Source organism: Chryseobacterium lathyri (assembly GCF_003290185.1).
Lineage (GTDB): Bacteria > Bacteroidota > Bacteroidia > Flavobacteriales > Weeksellaceae > Chryseobacterium > Chryseobacterium lathyri.
The window spans coordinates 143,816-161,622 of record NZ_QNFY01000006.1; the positions used below are offsets into that span (position 1 = coordinate 143,816).

Annotated in this window: 14 protein-coding genes; all 14 read left to right on the forward strand. The window is 31.0% G+C overall.

Going from position 1 to position 17,807, the window contains the following annotated elements:
• The first annotated feature begins 3 nt into the window (after positions 1 to 3).
• The 14 genes from DRF61_RS10050 to DRF61_RS10115 all read left to right on the forward strand — a co-directional run bounded on the left by DRF61_RS10050 (position 4) and on the right by DRF61_RS10115 (position 17,798).
• Positions 4 to 468 carry a regulatory protein RecX gene (locus DRF61_RS10050; RefSeq protein WP_111956558.1) on the forward strand — a complete coding sequence of 155 codons (465 nt, stop codon included), beginning with the start codon at positions 4 to 6 and terminating at the stop codon, positions 466 to 468.
• Between the two features lie 44 nt (positions 469 to 512).
• A complete protein-coding gene (locus DRF61_RS10055; RefSeq protein ID WP_111956902.1) occupies positions 513 to 1,604 on the forward strand; it encodes an aminotransferase class I/II-fold pyridoxal phosphate-dependent enzyme in 1,092 nt (363 codons plus the stop codon).
• Between the two features lie 118 nt (positions 1,605 to 1,722).
• A complete protein-coding gene (locus DRF61_RS10060; protein ID WP_111956560.1) occupies positions 1,723 to 3,651 on the forward strand; it encodes a polysaccharide biosynthesis protein in 1,929 nt (642 codons plus the stop codon).
• A 36-nt stretch (positions 3,652 to 3,687) separates the two neighbouring features.
• The gene (locus DRF61_RS10065; RefSeq protein WP_111956562.1) at positions 3,688 to 4,506 is read left to right on the forward strand and encodes a polysaccharide biosynthesis/export family protein; all 819 of its coding nucleotides are present in this window, start codon (positions 3,688 to 3,690) and stop codon (positions 4,504 to 4,506) included.
• A gap of 7 nt (positions 4,507 to 4,513) precedes the next feature.
• On the forward strand, positions 4,514 to 6,895 hold the full coding sequence (locus tag DRF61_RS10070; protein ID WP_111956564.1) for a GumC family protein: 2,382 nt from the start codon (positions 4,514 to 4,516) through the stop codon (positions 6,893 to 6,895).
• Positions 6,896 to 7,864 carry an SDR family oxidoreductase gene (locus tag DRF61_RS10075; RefSeq protein WP_111956566.1) on the forward strand — a complete coding sequence of 323 codons (969 nt, stop codon included), beginning with the start codon at positions 6,896 to 6,898 and terminating at the stop codon, positions 7,862 to 7,864.
• A gap of 6 nt (positions 7,865 to 7,870) precedes the next feature.
• Positions 7,871 to 9,712: an acyltransferase family protein gene (locus tag DRF61_RS10080; RefSeq protein ID WP_111956568.1), complete on the forward strand. Its 1,842-nt coding sequence runs from the start codon at positions 7,871 to 7,873 to the stop codon at positions 9,710 to 9,712.
• Positions 9,712 to 11,001, forward strand: a complete 1,290-nt coding sequence (locus DRF61_RS10085) for a nucleotide sugar dehydrogenase (protein WP_111956570.1) — start codon at positions 9,712 to 9,714, stop codon at positions 10,999 to 11,001. The genes DRF61_RS10080 and DRF61_RS10085 overlap by 1 nt, the downstream gene beginning before the upstream one ends.
• A 32-nt stretch (positions 11,002 to 11,033) precedes the next feature.
• Positions 11,034 to 12,290: an oligosaccharide flippase family protein gene (locus DRF61_RS10090; protein ID WP_111956572.1), complete on the forward strand. Its 1,257-nt coding sequence runs from the start codon at positions 11,034 to 11,036 to the stop codon at positions 12,288 to 12,290.
• Entirely contained in the window at positions 12,287 to 13,342 is a 1,056-nt protein-coding gene (locus DRF61_RS10095; protein ID WP_111956574.1) for an EpsG family protein, read from the forward strand. Before DRF61_RS10090 ends, DRF61_RS10095 begins: the two co-directional genes overlap by 4 nt.
• A gap of 77 nt (positions 13,343 to 13,419) precedes the next feature.
• Positions 13,420 to 14,493: a glycosyltransferase family 4 protein gene (locus DRF61_RS10100; protein WP_157963377.1), complete on the forward strand. Its 1,074-nt coding sequence runs from the start codon at positions 13,420 to 13,422 to the stop codon at positions 14,491 to 14,493.
• Complete coding sequence (locus tag DRF61_RS10105; RefSeq protein ID WP_111956578.1) at positions 14,490 to 15,605, forward strand: glycosyltransferase family 4 protein; 1,116 nt, start codon at positions 14,490 to 14,492, stop codon at positions 15,603 to 15,605. The genes DRF61_RS10100 and DRF61_RS10105 overlap by 4 nt, the downstream gene beginning before the upstream one ends.
• A gap of 1 nt (position 15,606) precedes the next feature.
• Entirely contained in the window at positions 15,607 to 16,746 is a 1,140-nt protein-coding gene (locus DRF61_RS10110) for a right-handed parallel beta-helix repeat-containing protein (RefSeq protein WP_111956580.1), read from the forward strand.
• 56 nt (positions 16,747 to 16,802) lie between these two features.
• Positions 16,803 to 17,798 carry a glycosyltransferase family 2 protein gene (locus DRF61_RS10115; protein WP_111956582.1) on the forward strand — a complete coding sequence of 332 codons (996 nt, stop codon included), beginning with the start codon at positions 16,803 to 16,805 and terminating at the stop codon, positions 17,796 to 17,798.
• The last annotated feature ends 9 nt before the right edge of the window (positions 17,799 to 17,807 follow it).

Here is a 17,807-nt window from a genome sequence, read left to right on the forward strand (position 1 = left end):
ATTATGGAGAAGAAATCTTTCACCTTTGATGAAATAAAGCTGAAACTGGTAAATTACTGCGTTTATCAGGACCGCTGTCATGCAGAAGTTGAGCAAAAAATGAAAGAATTTCTGCTGATTGATGAGGCAAAAGATGAAATTATCCTCTACCTTCTGAAAGAGAATTATCTTAACGAAGAAAGGTTTACACGCAGCTATATTAGGGGAAAGTTTTATATCAAGCACTGGGGTAGAAATAAGATAAGAATGCATCTTAAGCAAAAACAGATCTCGGAAAAGCTAATTAACAGCTGTTTTGATGAAATAGATGAAGATGATTATGAAAAAATGATCAGGAAAATCTTCGAAGATTATTATTCCAGGCAAAAAGGAATGCAGGAATATCAGAAAAAATCTAAAACAATAAAATATTTAATGAGCAGAGGCTTTGAATATGAAAAAATAAGTGATACTTTTGACGAAACATAAATAGATAATTGAAAAAAGAAAAAATTTGGCTTTCACCTCCTCATATGGGAGGAAGTGAGCTTGAATATATACACAACGCATTTGATACCAACTGGATTTCCCAATACGGCTCTAACATAGATGAATTTGAAAAGAGCCTGGAAAATTACTTAGGCAACAATTCGCATGTCACAGCTTTGTCTTCCGGTACTGCAGCTATCCATCTGGCATTGAGATTATTAAATGTAGAAGAAGGAGATTTTGTGATCTGCCAGTCTTTTACCTTTGTAGCCTCTGCCAATCCTATTCTTTATCTTAAAGCCATTCCTGTATTCGTAGATAGTGAAAGCGAGACTTGGAATATGTGTCCAAATGCCCTGGAAGATGCCGTAAAGCATTGCATACAGCAGGGAAAAAAGCCTAAAGCTATTATTGCAGTATCCTTATACGGAATGCCCTTTATGGCAGCAGAAATACTCCAGATCTCAAGAAAATATGAAATTCCTATTGTTGAAGACAGTGCAGAAGCACTGGGAAGTAAATATAAAGGACAGCCCTGCGGAACTTTTGGAGACCTTTCTGTTATAAGTTTTAACGGAAATAAAATTATTACAACCGGTGGCGGCGGAATTTTGATCTCAAGAAATGTACAATTCAAAAACAGAGCACTTATTCTTGCAACACAAGCCAAGGATAATGCAGAATTTTACAGCCATTCTGAATTAGGATATAATTACAGAATGGATAATATTGCAGCAGGGATCGGAAGAGGACAGATGGAAACACTGGACGAAAAAATCAAACAGAAAAGAAAAAATCATGATTTTTATCAAGAACTGGTGAAAAATAATGAAAATATTGAGCTGTTTTCTGCTCCCAATAATGACTTTTTTTCAAACTATTGGCTTAATACCGTTATTTTAAAAAATGAGCTTTCAAAAGAAAAGCTTAGAGAGATATTTTCACAGAATGATATAGAAACCAGATATCTATGGAAACCAATGCACCTTCAGCCCCTATATAAAAAGTGTGATTTTTTTGGAAATAATTTATGTGGTACACTTTTTGACACAGGACTTTGCCTGCCGTCCGGGACCAATTTAACAAATGATTATAGATCTAGAATTTCTGAAGTTTTAGAAAATGAAATTCATTAAATTTGTTTAAAATTTAAGGATAGATAGGATTTTATTTTATTTTTGTATCCATTCTTAAAGAATTAATATTAATAAAAGCAGGTGTTAACCTATTTAAACATGAACACATATTCAGACAATGTATAACTCTCTTAGAAAAAAAATATTTGGAGGTGATAATGTTGTCAATCTCTCAGACGTAAGATATCTTCCCAGATGGATAATACTTGTAATAGATATTATTATTCTGGTAATGTCTTTATTTCTTTCTACTTATACTATTGAAAAAATTACCCAAAAAGAGTTTATTTATCATGAAGATAAAAGCATTGTTTTTGCCTTTATTATTTTGATAAATACAATCTTTATGTATTTTTTCAAAACTTATGCAGGAATTATAAGGCACTCTACGTTTATTGATCTTTTCAAACTGCTGATTTCCTGCTTCTGTACTATGACAGTAGTAGGATTAGTCAACCTTATTTATTTCTGGTCTACAGGCGGAAAGTTTATACTGACACCATTCCTGATACTCTACTTTATCATTTCTTTTATGGGACTGTTTCTTTTCAGATTGTATGTGAAAGAATTTTTCCATATCGTCAGAGAATATAGAAGAAGTGCTCTGAAAAAAAGGATTTTGGTATTGGGTATTGATGAGCAATCTATTGCTATAGCCCGTGCTATTTTAGATAATCCAAGCCTGCCTTATCAGGTAGTAGGATTTCTTACGCAGAGAACAGACTCCAAAAGAGCTTCTTTATTAGGAAAGCCTATCTACGAAAAAAGTAGAATTGAAGAATCTACAAAAGACGATCTTATTATTGACGGAGTCATTATTGTAAAAGAAATGATGTCTAAAGATGAAATGAACTCATGGGTTAATTTATTTTTAGAAAAAGACTTAAATATTTTCAAAGCTCCATCTGTACAGAAATTAAGAGACAGTGATTTGGGGGGAGCAATCAGGAATCTTCAGATAGAGGATCTTCTTAACAGGAAACCAATAAAAATAGAAAGCGAAGAGGTTAAAAGCAGACACTTTAATAAAAACATATTAGTAACTGGTGGTGCCGGGTCTATTGGAAGCGAAATCGTAAGACAGGTAGCCCAGTTTAATCCTGCATTGATTGTTGTTCTGGATCAGGCTGAAACTCCGTTATATGATATTGAGCTCGAAATGAAGGAAAAATTTCCTCATATCAGATTTAAATTTGTTTTGGCTGATGTTTCAAATATACATAGAGTTGAACCTATATTTCAGATCTATAACTTTTCAATGGTATACCATGCTGCCGCTTATAAACATGTTCCATTGGTTGAGGAAAATCCTAATGAAGCTATCCGTGTTAACGTTTTAGGATCAAAAAATATTTCACTTTTATCAAGCCGTTATAAAGTCAACAGATTTGTAATGATATCTACAGATAAAGCTGTAAATCCTACGAATGTAATGGGAGCTTCTAAAAGAGCAGCGGAGTTGTTCGTTCAATCCTTACAGCATGTTGAAGGAAATAAAACAAAATTTATTACAACAAGATTTGGAAACGTGTTAGGTTCAAACGGTTCTGTTATTCCACATTTTAAGCGACAGATTGAAGCTGGGGGACCAGTGACGATTACTCATCCTGATATCGTAAGATATTTTATGACGATTCCTGAAGCTTGCGAACTAGTTCTCCAGGCAGGAACAATGGGACAGGGAGGAGAAATTTTTGTTTTCGATATGGGAGAGCCGGTAAAAATACTTGATCTTGCGAGAAGAATGATTAAATTATCAGGTTTTGAACCTAACATTGATATAAAAATTATCTATACAGGTCTTAGACCAGGTGAAAAACTGTATGAAGAGCTTTTAAGCGATAATGCTAAAACACTTCCTACTCATAATGAAAAGATCATGATTTCTAAAGATCCAACTATGGAATTCCTGGAAATAGAAAGCCTCATTAAGTTGATTACTGATGCTTCTGTAATGGAAGATAAAGTAAATGTAGTCAAGCTTTTAAAAACAATTGTTCCGGAGTTTAAGAGCAATAATTCTGTGTATGAACAATTAGATAAATAGAAAAATATAAATGTATATTTGTACAATTTTAAAAATATGAAGAGTAAAATATTAGGGGTATTTTCTATATTCTTATTAGTATCCTGCAAAGTTAAAGAAAATGCTAAGAATGATTTGAACTATATGCAAAATATAGAGAATGTTGCTATAGAAGCTTCTTCAAAAAATTCTAATTCTACAATACAAGTCGGTGATCAATTAGTAATTTTGATCACTGCAAAAGATATGGATGTTGTCAAAGCATTTAATCAAAATTATTCATCTTCTGAACTGATTCAAACCAACTCTCTTGCTGGAGGAAATACACCTAATCAAGGCTTAACAACTATTAGTGGTCCCACCTATATTGTAGATTCTGAAGGAAATATAGATTTTCCGATAATAGGAAAACTTAATACTACTGGGAAAACATTAATGGATTTCAAAGATAAGCTTAGATCAGAAATGACTCGTTACGTCATTAATCCGACTGTTAGTATTAGATTGGCAAATTTTAAAATCACTGTTTTAGGAGAGGTAACTAGGCAGGGAGATTATGTAATCTCTAATGGACAAGCAACTATTTTAAATGCACTTGGTATGGCTGGTGATTTAACGGCATATGGTAAAAGAGATAATGTTTTGGTGATAAGAACTGAAAATGGACAGATTTCTCATGGTAAAATAAATTTGCAGGATGCAAATTTGATTAATTCACCTTATTACAATTTGAAGCAAGGTGATGCTATCATTGTAGCCTCTACTAACACAAAAGATTTAGCATCTAAACAAAACCCAAATACAGGATTATATTTAACGGCTGCTTCAATTGCTATTACAGCAGCGGCAGTTATTGTAAGTTTAATCAAGAAGTAAAAAATTAATGGATAACCAAAAAAAACTGTATTCTTCAGAAGGAGAAAATTCAAATAATATCAATGAAATTATTAAACCTTATTTAAGAAATTGGAAATGGTTTGTTCTTTCAGCGTTTTTATGTGTACTTGTTACTTATTTCGCTTTGAAATTTGTAACTCCTGTTTACAATATAGAAACAACAGTGCTTGTAAAAGATTCTAAGAATTCTCCTGCTGCAGGAAGTGATATAGGTATTCTTCGAGATTTGTCTGGATTTGGAGGGATGAAAACCAATAGTATAGACAATGAGATTGAGCTTTTTAAGTCTAAGAAACTTATGAGAGATGTTGTGAAATCTCAAGACTTACAAGTTGATATCTTTGCGGAAAAGAAAATTGGAAGTATTGAGCTATATAAACAATCTTCTCCAATTCAAGTTAAGGTTGTTTCAGAAAAGCCATTATCTGAGTTTCCTAAAGATCCTGTCAATTTAAAAATAATTGGTGATGAATTACATCTTAATTCAGATGAATTGGGTAAAGAAATTGTTTCAAAATTTGGTAAAACGATAAATTTACCATATGTGACAGTTATTATTGTTAAAAATAATGAATTTAATCCTTTAACTACAAAGGATATAAATACTAACGAATTACAGCTTAGAATATTACCAATAGAAAAGAAAGTTTCATATTTTCAAAATATTTCTAAGGTTGGTACTGTTAGTAAAGATGCTACTGTTTTGGGATTATCAATGAAATATCCTCAACGTGAAAAGGCTATTGACATACTTAATGCGTTAGTTGTTGCCTATAACAATGATGCTATTTCAGACAAAAACTTAGAATCTACAAAAACATTAGATTTTATTGAAGACAGAATTAAAAAGCTTTCCAGCGAACTTGGTGAGGTAGAAAGTCAAAAAGAAATATTTAAAGCAAAAAATAATCTTACAGATCTTGAAACAGAAGCCAAAATAAATTTAGAAAGTTCTGCTTCTGCAAGAAGTAAGCAATTAGAAATTGATGGGCAGCTAGAATTAACAAATTCTTTAATTGCTTTTGTTTCGAAGCAAGGACAGTTTCAGGTCCTGCCTGCTAATGTAGGTTTAAATAATACTGATGCAACAAGTGGTATCTCTATATATAATCAGCTGATAATGCAGCGTAACAGATTATTAGAATCTGGGACTACAGAAAATCCAGCTGTGGTTGATATTACCAAACAAATTAATTCGATGCGGGCTACAATAGCACAGAGTTTACAGAGAAATAAAGAAGGTTTGGAGTTAGCAAGAAATGAGTATGTGGGCGAGCAAAATAAGGTTTCAGATAAAATATCTAAGCTTCCTTCCATAGAAAGACTATTCAGGGGTATTGAAAGACAGCAGCAGATTAAAGAAAATTTATATCTTCTTCTTCTTCAGAAAAGAGAGGAAACTGCAATTGGATTGTCTATTATGGCACCAAAGGCAAGAGTCATTGATACAGCCTATGCTTCAAATTCTCCAGTATCACCTCAGAAAGGCATTATATTATTTGCTGCTTTAATCGTTGGGTTCTTGATTCCTTTTGCAATTATTTACTTATTTGGATTATTGAATAATAAAGTTGTTTCTAAACATGATCTTGAACATTTAATACATCGTCCTGTAATTGCAGAATTACCAAGTTTGGAGAAAGGGGACTCGGATATTGTTCAAATGAATGATATTACTCCTATGGCTGAAGCATTTAGAATTTTAATAACGAATATGAATTTTATGCTTCCTAAAGGTAACGTTAAAGGAAAAGTTGTATTTGTTACTTCAACAGTTAAAGGAGAGGGCAAAACTTTCACCTCTGTCAATTTAGCCTTAACATTGGCAAATCCAAAGAAAAAGGCAATTATAATTGGTTCAGATATTAGAAATCCTCAACTACAGAGATATAATCCTTCAAGAAAAGGATTGGCAGGGCTTACTGAATATTTACACTCAAACCAAACTCAGCTTGAGGATATAGTTCATGTTTCGTCTTTTAACCCGCATTTAGATGTGATCTATTCAGGAATGATTCCCCCTAATCCTACTGAGTTGTTATCGAATGGTAGATATGAAGTCTTGGTGGAGCAACTTAAATTAAAATATGATTATATTATTTTAGATACTGCACCATTACTTTTAGTTACAGATACTTTTTTGATTTCAGATATGGCGGATGTTACTATTTATGTGACAAGATCAAATTATACTGAAAAATCTTTAATTGAATTTGCTAATACTAATGTAAACCAAAATAAAATTAAAAATGTTGGGTTTGTGTTAAATGATATTAGCCATGAAAACTTAGGTTATAATAATAAATATGGTTACGGATATACTTTTGAAAAGAAAACTTGGTTTCAAAAAATAAAAGATAGATTTTAAATGAAAAAGATTTTAATTACAGGAGGTGCAGGGTTTATAGGCTCAAATCTTACCGAGTACTTTTTAGAGAAAGGATATGAAGTTATTTGTTTGGATAATTTTTCTACTGGCCATCGCCTTAATATTGAATCTTTTCTAGCGAATCCAAAATATAGACTTATTGAAGGTGACATCCGTAATTTTGAAACCTGTACAATGGCGGTACACGGTGTAGATTATATACTACATGAAGCCGCATTAGGATCAGTTCCCAGATCAATAAAAGACCCTCAAACGTCTAATGAAGTTAATGTTTCTGGCTTTTTAAATATGTTAGTAGCAGCAAGAGATGCAAATGTTAAAAGATTTGTTTATGCTGCTTCATCTTCAACATATGGTGATTCTCAAGTTTTACCGAAAGTGGAAGACGTAATTGGACGCCCATTGTCTCCATATGCAATTACAAAATATGTTAACGAACTATATGCAGATATCTTTAGTAAAACTTATGGGATGGAGTGTATTGGTTTGCGTTACTTTAACGTTTTTGGACGCCGTCAGGATCCCAATGGAGTTTATGCAGCAGTTATTCCTTTATTCGTAAAACAATTTATCAGTGGGCAATCGCCAAAAATTAATGGGGTAGGAGATTATTCCAGAGATTTTACTTATATTGATAATGTTATTCAGATGAATGAATTAGCAATGTTAACAGAAAATCAGGAGGGAATTAATACTGTTTACAATACTGCGGTAGGAGAACGAACTACCTTAAATGATTTGGTACTGTGTCTAAAAAAATTGTTAAGCAATTATGATGAAAAAATAGCTAATATTGAAATAATATATGGACCTCAACGACAAGGTGATATTCCTCACTCATTGGCATCAATAGAGAAAGCGAAAAAATTATTAAGCTATTCACCTAGCCATACTCTTGAAGAAGGGCTGGGAGAGGCTGTTAAATGGTATTGGGATAACCTAAGATAAAATTATATGAATGATTTTAGGGCGGATATCCAGGGGTTAAGAGCTCTAGCGGTTTTTTTAGTGTTTATTTTCCATATTTCTTTTTCCTCTTTACCTGGAGGATTTCTAGGAGTAGATATTTTTTTTGTCATTTCTGGTTATTTAATTTCTGGTATTATTTTAAGCAAAAAAGAAAAAGGAAACTTTACATTTACAAATTTTTATATTGGAAGGCTTAAACGTATAGTTCCAGTCTACTACATTGTTTTAATAGCTGTACTAATTGCAGCAATTATTATCTATTTGCCAAGTGATATTTTGCAACTTAGAATGAACGCTTTCTGGTCTTCAATTTTTGCTTCAAACGTATATTTTTCTACTTTAGATACTTATTTTGGAGCATCAAGTATAGAGAATCCTTTTCTTCATACTTGGACGTTAGCCATCGAAATGCAGTTTTATTTTTTGTTACCGCTATTACTTTTCTTTGTCAACAAAAAATGGCTGCCAACTCTATTGATTATTCTAATAATTGGCCTTTTAGGTTATTCATTGTGTGGAACCTATTTGTTAGATCTTAAAAGCCAAATGTACTTTTCTTTACCAGCAAGAATTCCTGAGTTTTGTATTGGAGCTTTATTTGCAGTTAAACAAGATTATTTAAAGAAGGTTGGAAGTACAACACTCAATTGCATATCAGCAGTTAGTTTGATTATAATCATTGTTTGTTCTTTTCTATTTTCCGAAAAATCCGATTATCCTGGGTATTTGGTTATTTTTCCTTGTATAGCGACAGCGTTTTTACTCGTCAATAAAGTTAGTTTTATTAACAAGAAAATTCTTAGCAATAAAATAGCAGTGCATATTGGAGAATTGTCATATTCTATCTACTTATGGCATTGGCCTATAATGGCATTATATCGATATTACAAAAGTAGCAATGAATTTAATTTTAGTGAAATTGCTTTAATAACAGTCTCTACTTACTTGCTATCCTTATTCACCTATTATACAATAGAAAAATATTTTAGAAAAACAAATAACGTTAGGTTTTTTACTCTTTTCAGTATTCCTGTTATTACTCTTGGATTATTGACTGTGTTATTACCACGAATAAATACCTATTTTTATAAAATACCAGATAAGTATTCTCGACCGGTTTTTGGCCTTAAATCACATTCCTACGATTTTAAAGAAGTTGAAAGTTTCGGGAATCTAATTGAAAAAAGAGATTCAATTTTGTTAATTGGAGACAGTCATGCTTTAGCGTACAAGAATATTTTAAATAATCTGGGAAAATCACATTTTTTTAATTTCAGAACAGTAACAAATGACAGGTATCTTAATATTCCTGGTTTTACTGAACCTGATTTTTTAAATAAGGAATTGTTTATACAATATTCTAAGATAATGAAAGCTACCACTGAAGAAATAAAGAAAGCTAAAGTTATCTTCATTTGTTCAGTGTGGTTTGATGATTTGCCTACATTGCCAAGTGCACTAAATCAATTTTTGGGAAGCCTAGATAGCTCTCAAACAGTTATAGTCTTGCCAGACTACCCAACTCCTGATAATAATCCAATAAGAATTAATAGAGATTTTATTAAAAATCCTGACTCAAACTATAAATACAAAATTGGATATAAGCGCCTGCCTGCTAGAATCAAAAAAGTTTTGGAACGATACAAGAATGTACACGTGATCAATATTGATTTTAGAAGTAAATTAAAAGATATACCATTCAATAGAGACACATTAATGTACTATGATAAAGGACATTTAAATTTATATGGAACCGAAGTAGTATCTAAAGAATTTGATGAAGAATTTATGAATGGTATTAATAAAGCTTTACAAAAACATAAATAATGAAAGATTTTAAAATTGTGGTTATAGGGTTAGGATATGTAGGATTACCCTTAGCTCGCTTATTTGCAACTAAATATCCTGTGGTTGGTTTTGATATCAATCAACAAAGAGTTAAAGAACTAAATGAAGGGAAAGATATAACGCTAGAAGTTGAAGATGAGATTTTACAATCTGTACTAATAAAAGGAAATCCTTTTGAAGAAGGTGAAAATGGATTGTTTTGCTCAAACAGTATTACTGATATCCAAGAGGCAAATATTTATATAGTTACTGTTCCTACGCCTGTAGATAAGAATAACCGCCCGGATTTAACTCCTTTATATAAATCTTCTGAAACGGTAGGGAAAGTTCTTTCAGAAGGAGATATTGTGATTTATGAATCGACAGTATATCCTGGTGTTACAGAAGAAGAATGTATTCCCGTATTAGAAAAAGTTTCAGGATTAGTCTTTAACAAAGATTTTTATGCAGGGTATTCCCCAGAAAGAATTAACCCTGGAGATAAGGAACATACAGTGGAGAACATACTAAAAGTGACTTCAGGTTCTACACCGGAAATCGGCAAAATTGTGGATGAATTATACCAGTCTATTATCACTGCTGGTACACACCTTGCTCCAACCATTAAGGTTGCAGAAGCTGCAAAGGTTATTGAAAATTCTCAGAGAGATATTAATATTGCATTTGTGAATGAGTTGGCAAAAATTTTTAATATTTTAGGCATTGATACCCATGCTGTTTTAATAGCCGCATCTACAAAGTGGAATTTTTTACCATTTAAACCAGGACTAGTTGGTGGTCATTGCATTGGAGTTGACCCATACTATTTAGCACAAAAGGCTCAGGAACATGGTTATCATCCTGAAATTATCTTAGCTGGTCGTCGATTAAATGATTCTATGGGTGAATATGTTGCTTCACAGATTATAAAAACAATGATCAAGAAAAATATTAAAGTTAATGGAAGTAAAGTTTTAAATTTAGGAATCACTTTTAAAGAAAATTGTCCAGATGTTCGAAATACAAAGGCTGTAGATGTAATAAAAGGTCTGAAAGATTATTCCTTAGATGTTATGACCTATGATCCTTGGGCAAATCCTTTGGAGGTAGCACATGAGTATGGACTGTCTATTTATAATGAAATTCCAGATGAAAAATTTAATGTTATTGTATTAACTGTAGCTCATAAAGAATTTGTAGATTTTGATTTTAAGAAATATCTGATTGAGGGCGGGGTAATCTATGACATAAAAGGCTTTGTCCAACAAGATAATGTCACAAGATTATAAATAATTTACGGGAAATGTAGTCAGTTTTTATAATGGTAAAATTAATTAATTTTCTTCGAGAGGGATATAAAAATGAAAATGTTACTCAAGCTTTTGGGTTACTGGTTTCTACAATAGTAGGACTTGTTTTGGGCTTTGCAACCAATTCTCTTTTAACCCGTATCTTAGGGAAAGAACTTTATGGGGATTACGCATTGTTATTTAACATATATAGTTTTTGCCAGATAATTTTTAATTTCGGGATATTTTATACTATTTCAAGATTAGTTGCAATTAGTAATGATAAAGATAAAACAAGAGGTTATTATCTTGTAGGATTTTTCTTTGTTATAATACTTTTCATCCTAATGGCTGTGTCAGTTACAGTCTATGCGTTCTTTTCTGAAAATATGAATAAAAGCAGTTTTTTTAAAGTATTATTGATTTCTATACCACTTTCATGGATTTATTTGCTTACAACATTAAATGAAAATTATCTTCCCGGTGATAATAAGATCAACCTTTTGTCTTGGTCACGCCTGCTTCCTAAAATTTTTCTAGCAGGAATACTGGTTATTATTTTCTTCTATTTTAAAAATGTAAGTCTTGTAACTATCGTTTTACTTAATTACCTTACCTTTATAATTGCTTATCTATACGTTTTTGTAAAAATTAAACCTACATTTAAACAGTTTAAAAGAAGGCTTTCTGAAATATTGGTTGGAAATAAGCAATTTGGTTTTGATATTTATTTTGGAGCCCTGATAGCTTCTGGTAGTGGAAGCTTATCTGGAATATTAATCAGCCATTTTGGAGTCAACAATATAGAAGTAGGCTATTATACATTAGCTACTCTGCTGGCCTCACCTTTGTCTATGATTCCCAATATTATTGCAACAACACAATTTAAAAATTTTGCGCAAAGCCAATTTATACCACGAAAGTTGATATTCATGACATTTGGATTAAGCATTTTTCTTATGTTATTTATTATATTTACTTCTAATCTTATAGTTTCTGTTTTTTTTGGGAAAGAGTATCTTGAATCTGTGGTAATGTTGCAATATTTATCCATAGGATTTGTTCTTTATGGGATAGGAGATTTTTTTAATAGATTTTTATTGGCAAAAGGAAAAGGAAAAGAACTTAGGAATGCATCATTTCTTGTTGGTTTTACGTTACTAATAGCAAACATTATATTTATCTATTTATATAGAGGTGCAGGGGCTGCAGTTGCCCGTATTTTATCAGGCTTAATGTATGCATTGGTAATTTTATATTATTATAGAAAAGAAATTAAAGGATTATGATTTTTGCAATTTTTGTTTTCCTTTTATTATTGTGTATTATTTTCCCAAAATCCAAGATTATTGCGGGATGTGTTTTCCTGTTTATTTGGCAATTATGGGGCTGGAATAGCTGGAATGGAGATTACGAGCAATATGAATATTTTTATAATACAATTGGAAAATTTGGATTAGATGTTATTGATGTTGAAAAAGGGTATGCAATATTTAATAGTTTTATTTATAGTTTAGGCCTCGATTTTCAAGGTTTTATGATTGTTTATTCTTTTCTTATTTTAGGAATAATACTATATTTTACGACCATATCACCGTATCCTGCGGCATTTGCCATTTTATATTTTATTATTTTCATTATGGATTACGTTTTTATGCGTAATTATATGACTAATGCATTATTCTTCCTCTTCTTAACACTTGTTTTTAACAACTCTAAGTATTTGATATTGAAATCGGTGATTTTATTATTACTGGCCTTTACATTTCATAATACCGGAGTATTTTACTTTACATTCTTACTCGTTTTAAGAACTAAAATGAGTATTAAAAAACTTTCTCTTCTTATTTTAGGAATAATTATATTGCTCGCAACCTCTATGACAATATTTATTTCGTTTATTGGAAACAAGTTAATTGCCGGGAAAATACTTTATTACGCAACTGGGGATAGCCCGATAGGCCCTGCTGCAAGCCATGCAGTTATTGTATTTGCATTGTTATTATTTAGTTATTATACCAGGAATAAACAACTCGATCTTTCCTTGGAAAAAGAGCGGATTATAATTTTATTCCAAAAAGTGAATATAATAACACTTATATATATTCCCTTGTACTTTTTTATTCCTGATTTTGGCAGGTTTTTTAGAGTATTATTTCCCATAGAATTATTTTTTATACTCTATTTGTTTTATTGCTACAAAAAAATCAATTTACGTGTCATTTTGGGCTTAATTTTAATAGGCATGTATTCTATTATTTTATACCAGTTTTTGTCAAGTACTCTGAAATGGACCTATTATCCATTGTTCGAATCTAACCTTATTTACAGCTCACCATGAAAATTATATTGATAGCATCATATTATTTTCCAATACACGATGTTTCATCTTTAAGAATCCATAGCTACTGTAAAGCAATGGCAAAAAAGGGAATAAATATACATGTACTAATGGTTTATCCGGCTCTAACAGAATGTCCTGAACAGGGAGTTTTTGAAGGGGTAAAATATACTTTTCTTTCAGATAAAAAGTACTATAATGGAAATTTTCTTGATAAATTGTATTTTAGATTCTTTGGCTTGAATAATATCAGAAAATTTATTTTTACTGAAAAAGTGGACGCAGTTTTATCTTATCATGATAATTTTCTTACTAATTTTTTTGTAAAACTATTTACCCTATTAACTTCTATACCATTTGTTATTGACAAGACAGAATACCCTTATGGATATTTTCAAATGTCTAAAATGAGACAATTATTAGAACGTTTAAATTTATATTTGTTTGATGGTTTTATAGTAATTTCAAATACGTTGAGAGACTTTTATTCTAAAATATCAAAGAATGTTTTTCTTTTGCCAATGACGATTGATCCCGATAGATTTGATGGAGTCTCTGGAGGAGAAGAGAGGGGGCAGTATATTAGCTTGACTTTTGGTGTACACAATCGGGACGGACTGTTTGACAGCATCATTACTTTTCATAAATACCTGAACAAATCACAAAAAAAATCTTTTAAGCTCTACCTAATAGGTGATTATAATACACTGTGCGAAAATTTCCCTGAATGCTATGCTATTAAAACATATGTTCAGGAAAATGGACTTGAAGATCGAGTTCTTTTCTTGGGTAGAAAGCCAATTGAGGAAGTTCCGGTAATTTTGTCTGGGGCTCAATGTTTAATTACCACACCTACAAAATATGTTTCCGGCGGTTTTCCTACGAAATTGGGAGAATATATGCTTTCCGGAGTTCCAATAGTAGCTACCAAAGCTGGTGAAATATCAGAGTATGTTACGAATAACTATGATATCTTTTTATGTAATGTGGGAGATTTGGACTGTATGGCAGATAAAATTATTTTTATTGAAAACCATCCTGAAAAAGCAATGATTGTAGGGCAAAATGCTCTGAACACGGCTAAATTTAAATTTAATGCCAATACATATATTAAAGGGATGCTGGAATTTTTAAATTCAATTAAGAAATGAAAATAAATAAGATATTAATTATCCCTAATGCAGAAATTACGAAAGTAAAAAATGATTTTGCTGTTGAAAAAAACACTGGAGAATTCGCAGCAGAATTGCAAAGGTTAGGCTCAGAAGTTACAATATATGGCCAAATCATTGACGAACCGAACAATATTCATGTCTATAAACTTAATGAAAATAATCTGAACGTTAAAGGGTTATATAGAAAATCTAACAAAATTCTGAATTATATATTGCTGTATTTGAGAGTTATCCCTGAAATAGTGAAATCTGATTTTGTTTACATTTTTTATCCTACAGCTTTTAAATATACAGCGTTTATTTGTAGTATATTACAGAAAAAATATGGACTTTATGTCAGAGGAATGGATGATATGCAAGGAAAGATTCCGTCATTGATATATAAACAGGCTGCTGTTGGATTTTGTGTGGCAGATTTTTTTACAGATAATATTAATACAATTGCTGGAAAACAAATTGCTTACACCATAAGACCAATGATTACGCTTACCGAAATGGATATTATTGTAGACAGGCAATATGAGAAAAGAAATTCTTATAAAATTCTTTATTTGGGTCGTATGACTAATGATAAAGGTATTTTGGAGTTACTTCATGCCGTGGCAGAGTTAAAGGAATCGAAATATAGATTCGAATTAAGTTTGGTTGGAGATGGAGAGTATTTTGATGAACTAAAGAAATTAGCAGATCATTTAAACTTACACGATATTGTGTCTTTTAAAGGGGCAACCTTTGATCCGCAGGAAATTCGCTGGCACTTTCTAAATTCGGATATCTACATATTACCTTCTTATCACGAAGGATTTCCAAGAACGTTATATGAAGCAATGATATATGGAACTCCCATCATTACTACATTTGTAGGAGGTATATCTTCTTTAATGAGAGATGGGGTAAATTGTATCAAAATTGAACCAAGGTCTATTAAAGATATTGTTTTATCTTTAACTTTTGCTTTTGAAAATTATGATCAATTTAGCCTATTAGCCTGCAAAGCTACAGAAATGGTAAGTAATTTGCTAGAAACAAGAAAATATTCGCATGCAATGGATGTACACCAATATTTAAATAACCTTCAAAAAGAATAAAATGAAAAATGACAAAATCTATAGAATTATTTTTTTTCTTTTCATTTTACTTTCATCCGATATCTCACCTCAATTTCAATATAGGAAAATTGATAATTCACTTATTTCAGCATTCGACAGAAGAGCTGAAATAAAAAAGATTAAATTGGAATTATTTTCAAAAGCCAAAAATCTTACAGATTATCTGCCTAAGAATTTTTCTAAAAAAGGAGATGTAAATTATACAAAATATTTACAGGTGGGAATTAATGATAATAAGAAAGTTATTCTTCCTGACTTTCCTGTACTGATCGATTTCGGAGGATTAAGATTACAGTCTAATTCTTCAGTTTTGTTTCAGGAAAATTCGAAGTTATTGCTGGAGCCCAATAGTGAAGAATTATACGGTTTGCTTTATATTGAAGGAGTAGAAAATGTAGAGGTATATTTTGCAAGCTTAGTCGGAGATAGAGATCAGCATAAGGGAAATAAAGGAGAATGGGGAATGGGTTTTTTTATCCGGAATAGTAAAAATGTAAAAATATACAATCCTTCTATTAAAAAAATGTGGGGCGATGGTATTTATGTGGGAAATTTGGATAGGCCTTCTGAGAAAATTGAAATAAATTATGCAGTGATTGATGATAATAGGAGAAATGGTATATCAATTGTGGCAGGGGAAAATGTGAAAATAAAAAATAGTTTAATTGCTAATACTTATGGTGCAGTTCCGCAATCTGGGATTGATATTGAACCAAATAAGCCGACTGATTATATTAATAATATTTTTTTAGAAAATATTGTTACTTATAATAATGCGGAAAGCGGGCTTATTTTTGCATTAGACAATTTACAAGGAAGTCGATTGGATCGTATAAAAATAGATGTTAATAACTTTGTAGATTATTTTTCAAATAAAGGGATTGAATTTTATGTGGATAGAGGATATAATAAATTTTTAGAACCTTTAAAAGGAACAATTAACATTAATAATATTAAGTTGTATAATAATAAATATGCGATGAGAAATGGTTATAGTTCAAAATCTAACATTCAGATAAATTTTAAAAATCTAAAAATTAATAACAAAAAGATAAATGCTAATAATTTGGATATTTTTGTAAAAAAAATTAAAGCTGGGGAAGAACAGATAATAAAATAACTTTTTAAGAGAGAGAATAAAAAACACTAAATTAAGATTAAAAATTATATATATTTATGTTCATATCCGTTATTATTCCGACATATAATAGAGTTGATACACTTTTTAAATGCCTTCATCATCTTGAAAACCAAAGTATTGGGACTGAAAATTATGAGGTGATTATTGTGGATGATTGTTCCACTGATAATACCCAAGAATTTTGCAAAAACTATACTTTAAAATCTAAAAATGTAAGATATATTCGTAATGATAAAAATCTGGGGCAGGCAACAACCAGAAATGTTGGAATTAGAGTTTCGAAAGGGGATATAGTACTGTTTTTGGACAATGACCTATTAATGTCAAATACATTTCTAGAAGCGCATTTAAAGCTTTATAAGGTAAAACAAAACGAAAATATAGCGATTGTTAGTAATGTAACTTATCAACCTAACGATCTTGATAAAACAAATTTTGGACGTTTTATTCAAAGCAGAGCGATAGGATATCGTTCCGAAAAATATATGCGGGGAATTGATGTATCAGATTTACCAAGTAATTTTTTTGCGGGAGGTGGTTCTTCCTGTAAAAAGGATGATGCTTTTAAAATTGGGCTTTTTGAAGAAGGATTAAAAAAATATGGATCCGAGGATGAGCTTTTTGGATATAGGCTTAGAAAAGCAGGATTTAAAATAGTATTTTGTACAGAAGCGAAGTTAATTCATTATGATAGCAATATCCTTCCTCATTATTGGAGAATTAAGTACAAAGAGTTAGGAAGATATAGTCTAAAAACACTAAAAGAAAAAGAGCCTGAATTAATTAAAAACTCTTTATATGATTTATTAATGCCTGTGAATACAAAAAAAGAAAGTTTGAAGAAAACCTTATCTAAATTAATGATAAAAATATTGTGTTCTTCTTTTTTTCGTGTACCAGCTGAGAAGTTTGTTTTTGCAACAGATGGCAACAAAAAATTTTATATCGATATAATATATAGATATGTTACAATGGCATGGATAATAGAAGGATTTAATTCTAATAAACAAATTAAAAAAGTTGAATATTAAAAAACTCAA

Coding starts and splice junctions, on each gene's coding strand:
- DRF61_RS10055 (WP_111956902.1), top strand. CDS start 513: ATGGGAGGAAGTGAGCTTGAATATATACACAACGCATTTGATACCAAC.
- DRF61_RS10110 (WP_111956580.1), top strand. CDS start 15,607: ATGAAAAATGACAAAATCTATAGAATTATTTTTTTTCTTTTCATTTTA.
- DRF61_RS10095 (WP_111956574.1), top strand. CDS start 12,287: ATGATTTTTGCAATTTTTGTTTTCCTTTTATTATTGTGTATTATTTTC.
- DRF61_RS10065 (WP_111956562.1), top strand. CDS start 3,688: ATGAAGAGTAAAATATTAGGGGTATTTTCTATATTCTTATTAGTATCC.
- DRF61_RS10085 (WP_111956570.1), top strand. CDS start 9,712: ATGAAAGATTTTAAAATTGTGGTTATAGGGTTAGGATATGTAGGATTA.
- DRF61_RS10100 (WP_157963377.1), top strand. CDS start 13,420: ATGGCAAAAAAGGGAATAAATATACATGTACTAATGGTTTATCCGGCT.
- DRF61_RS10060 (WP_111956560.1), top strand. CDS start 1,723: ATGTATAACTCTCTTAGAAAAAAAATATTTGGAGGTGATAATGTTGTC.
- DRF61_RS10075 (WP_111956566.1), top strand. CDS start 6,896: ATGAAAAAGATTTTAATTACAGGAGGTGCAGGGTTTATAGGCTCAAAT.
- DRF61_RS10070 (WP_111956564.1), top strand. CDS start 4,514: ATGGATAACCAAAAAAAACTGTATTCTTCAGAAGGAGAAAATTCAAAT.
- DRF61_RS10080 (WP_111956568.1), top strand. CDS start 7,871: ATGAATGATTTTAGGGCGGATATCCAGGGGTTAAGAGCTCTAGCGGTT.
- DRF61_RS10115 (WP_111956582.1), top strand. CDS start 16,803: ATGTTCATATCCGTTATTATTCCGACATATAATAGAGTTGATACACTT.
- DRF61_RS10050 (WP_111956558.1), top strand. CDS start 4: ATGGAGAAGAAATCTTTCACCTTTGATGAAATAAAGCTGAAACTGGTA.
- DRF61_RS10105 (WP_111956578.1), top strand. CDS start 14,490: ATGAAAATAAATAAGATATTAATTATCCCTAATGCAGAAATTACGAAA.
- DRF61_RS10090 (WP_111956572.1), top strand. CDS start 11,034: ATGGTAAAATTAATTAATTTTCTTCGAGAGGGATATAAAAATGAAAAT.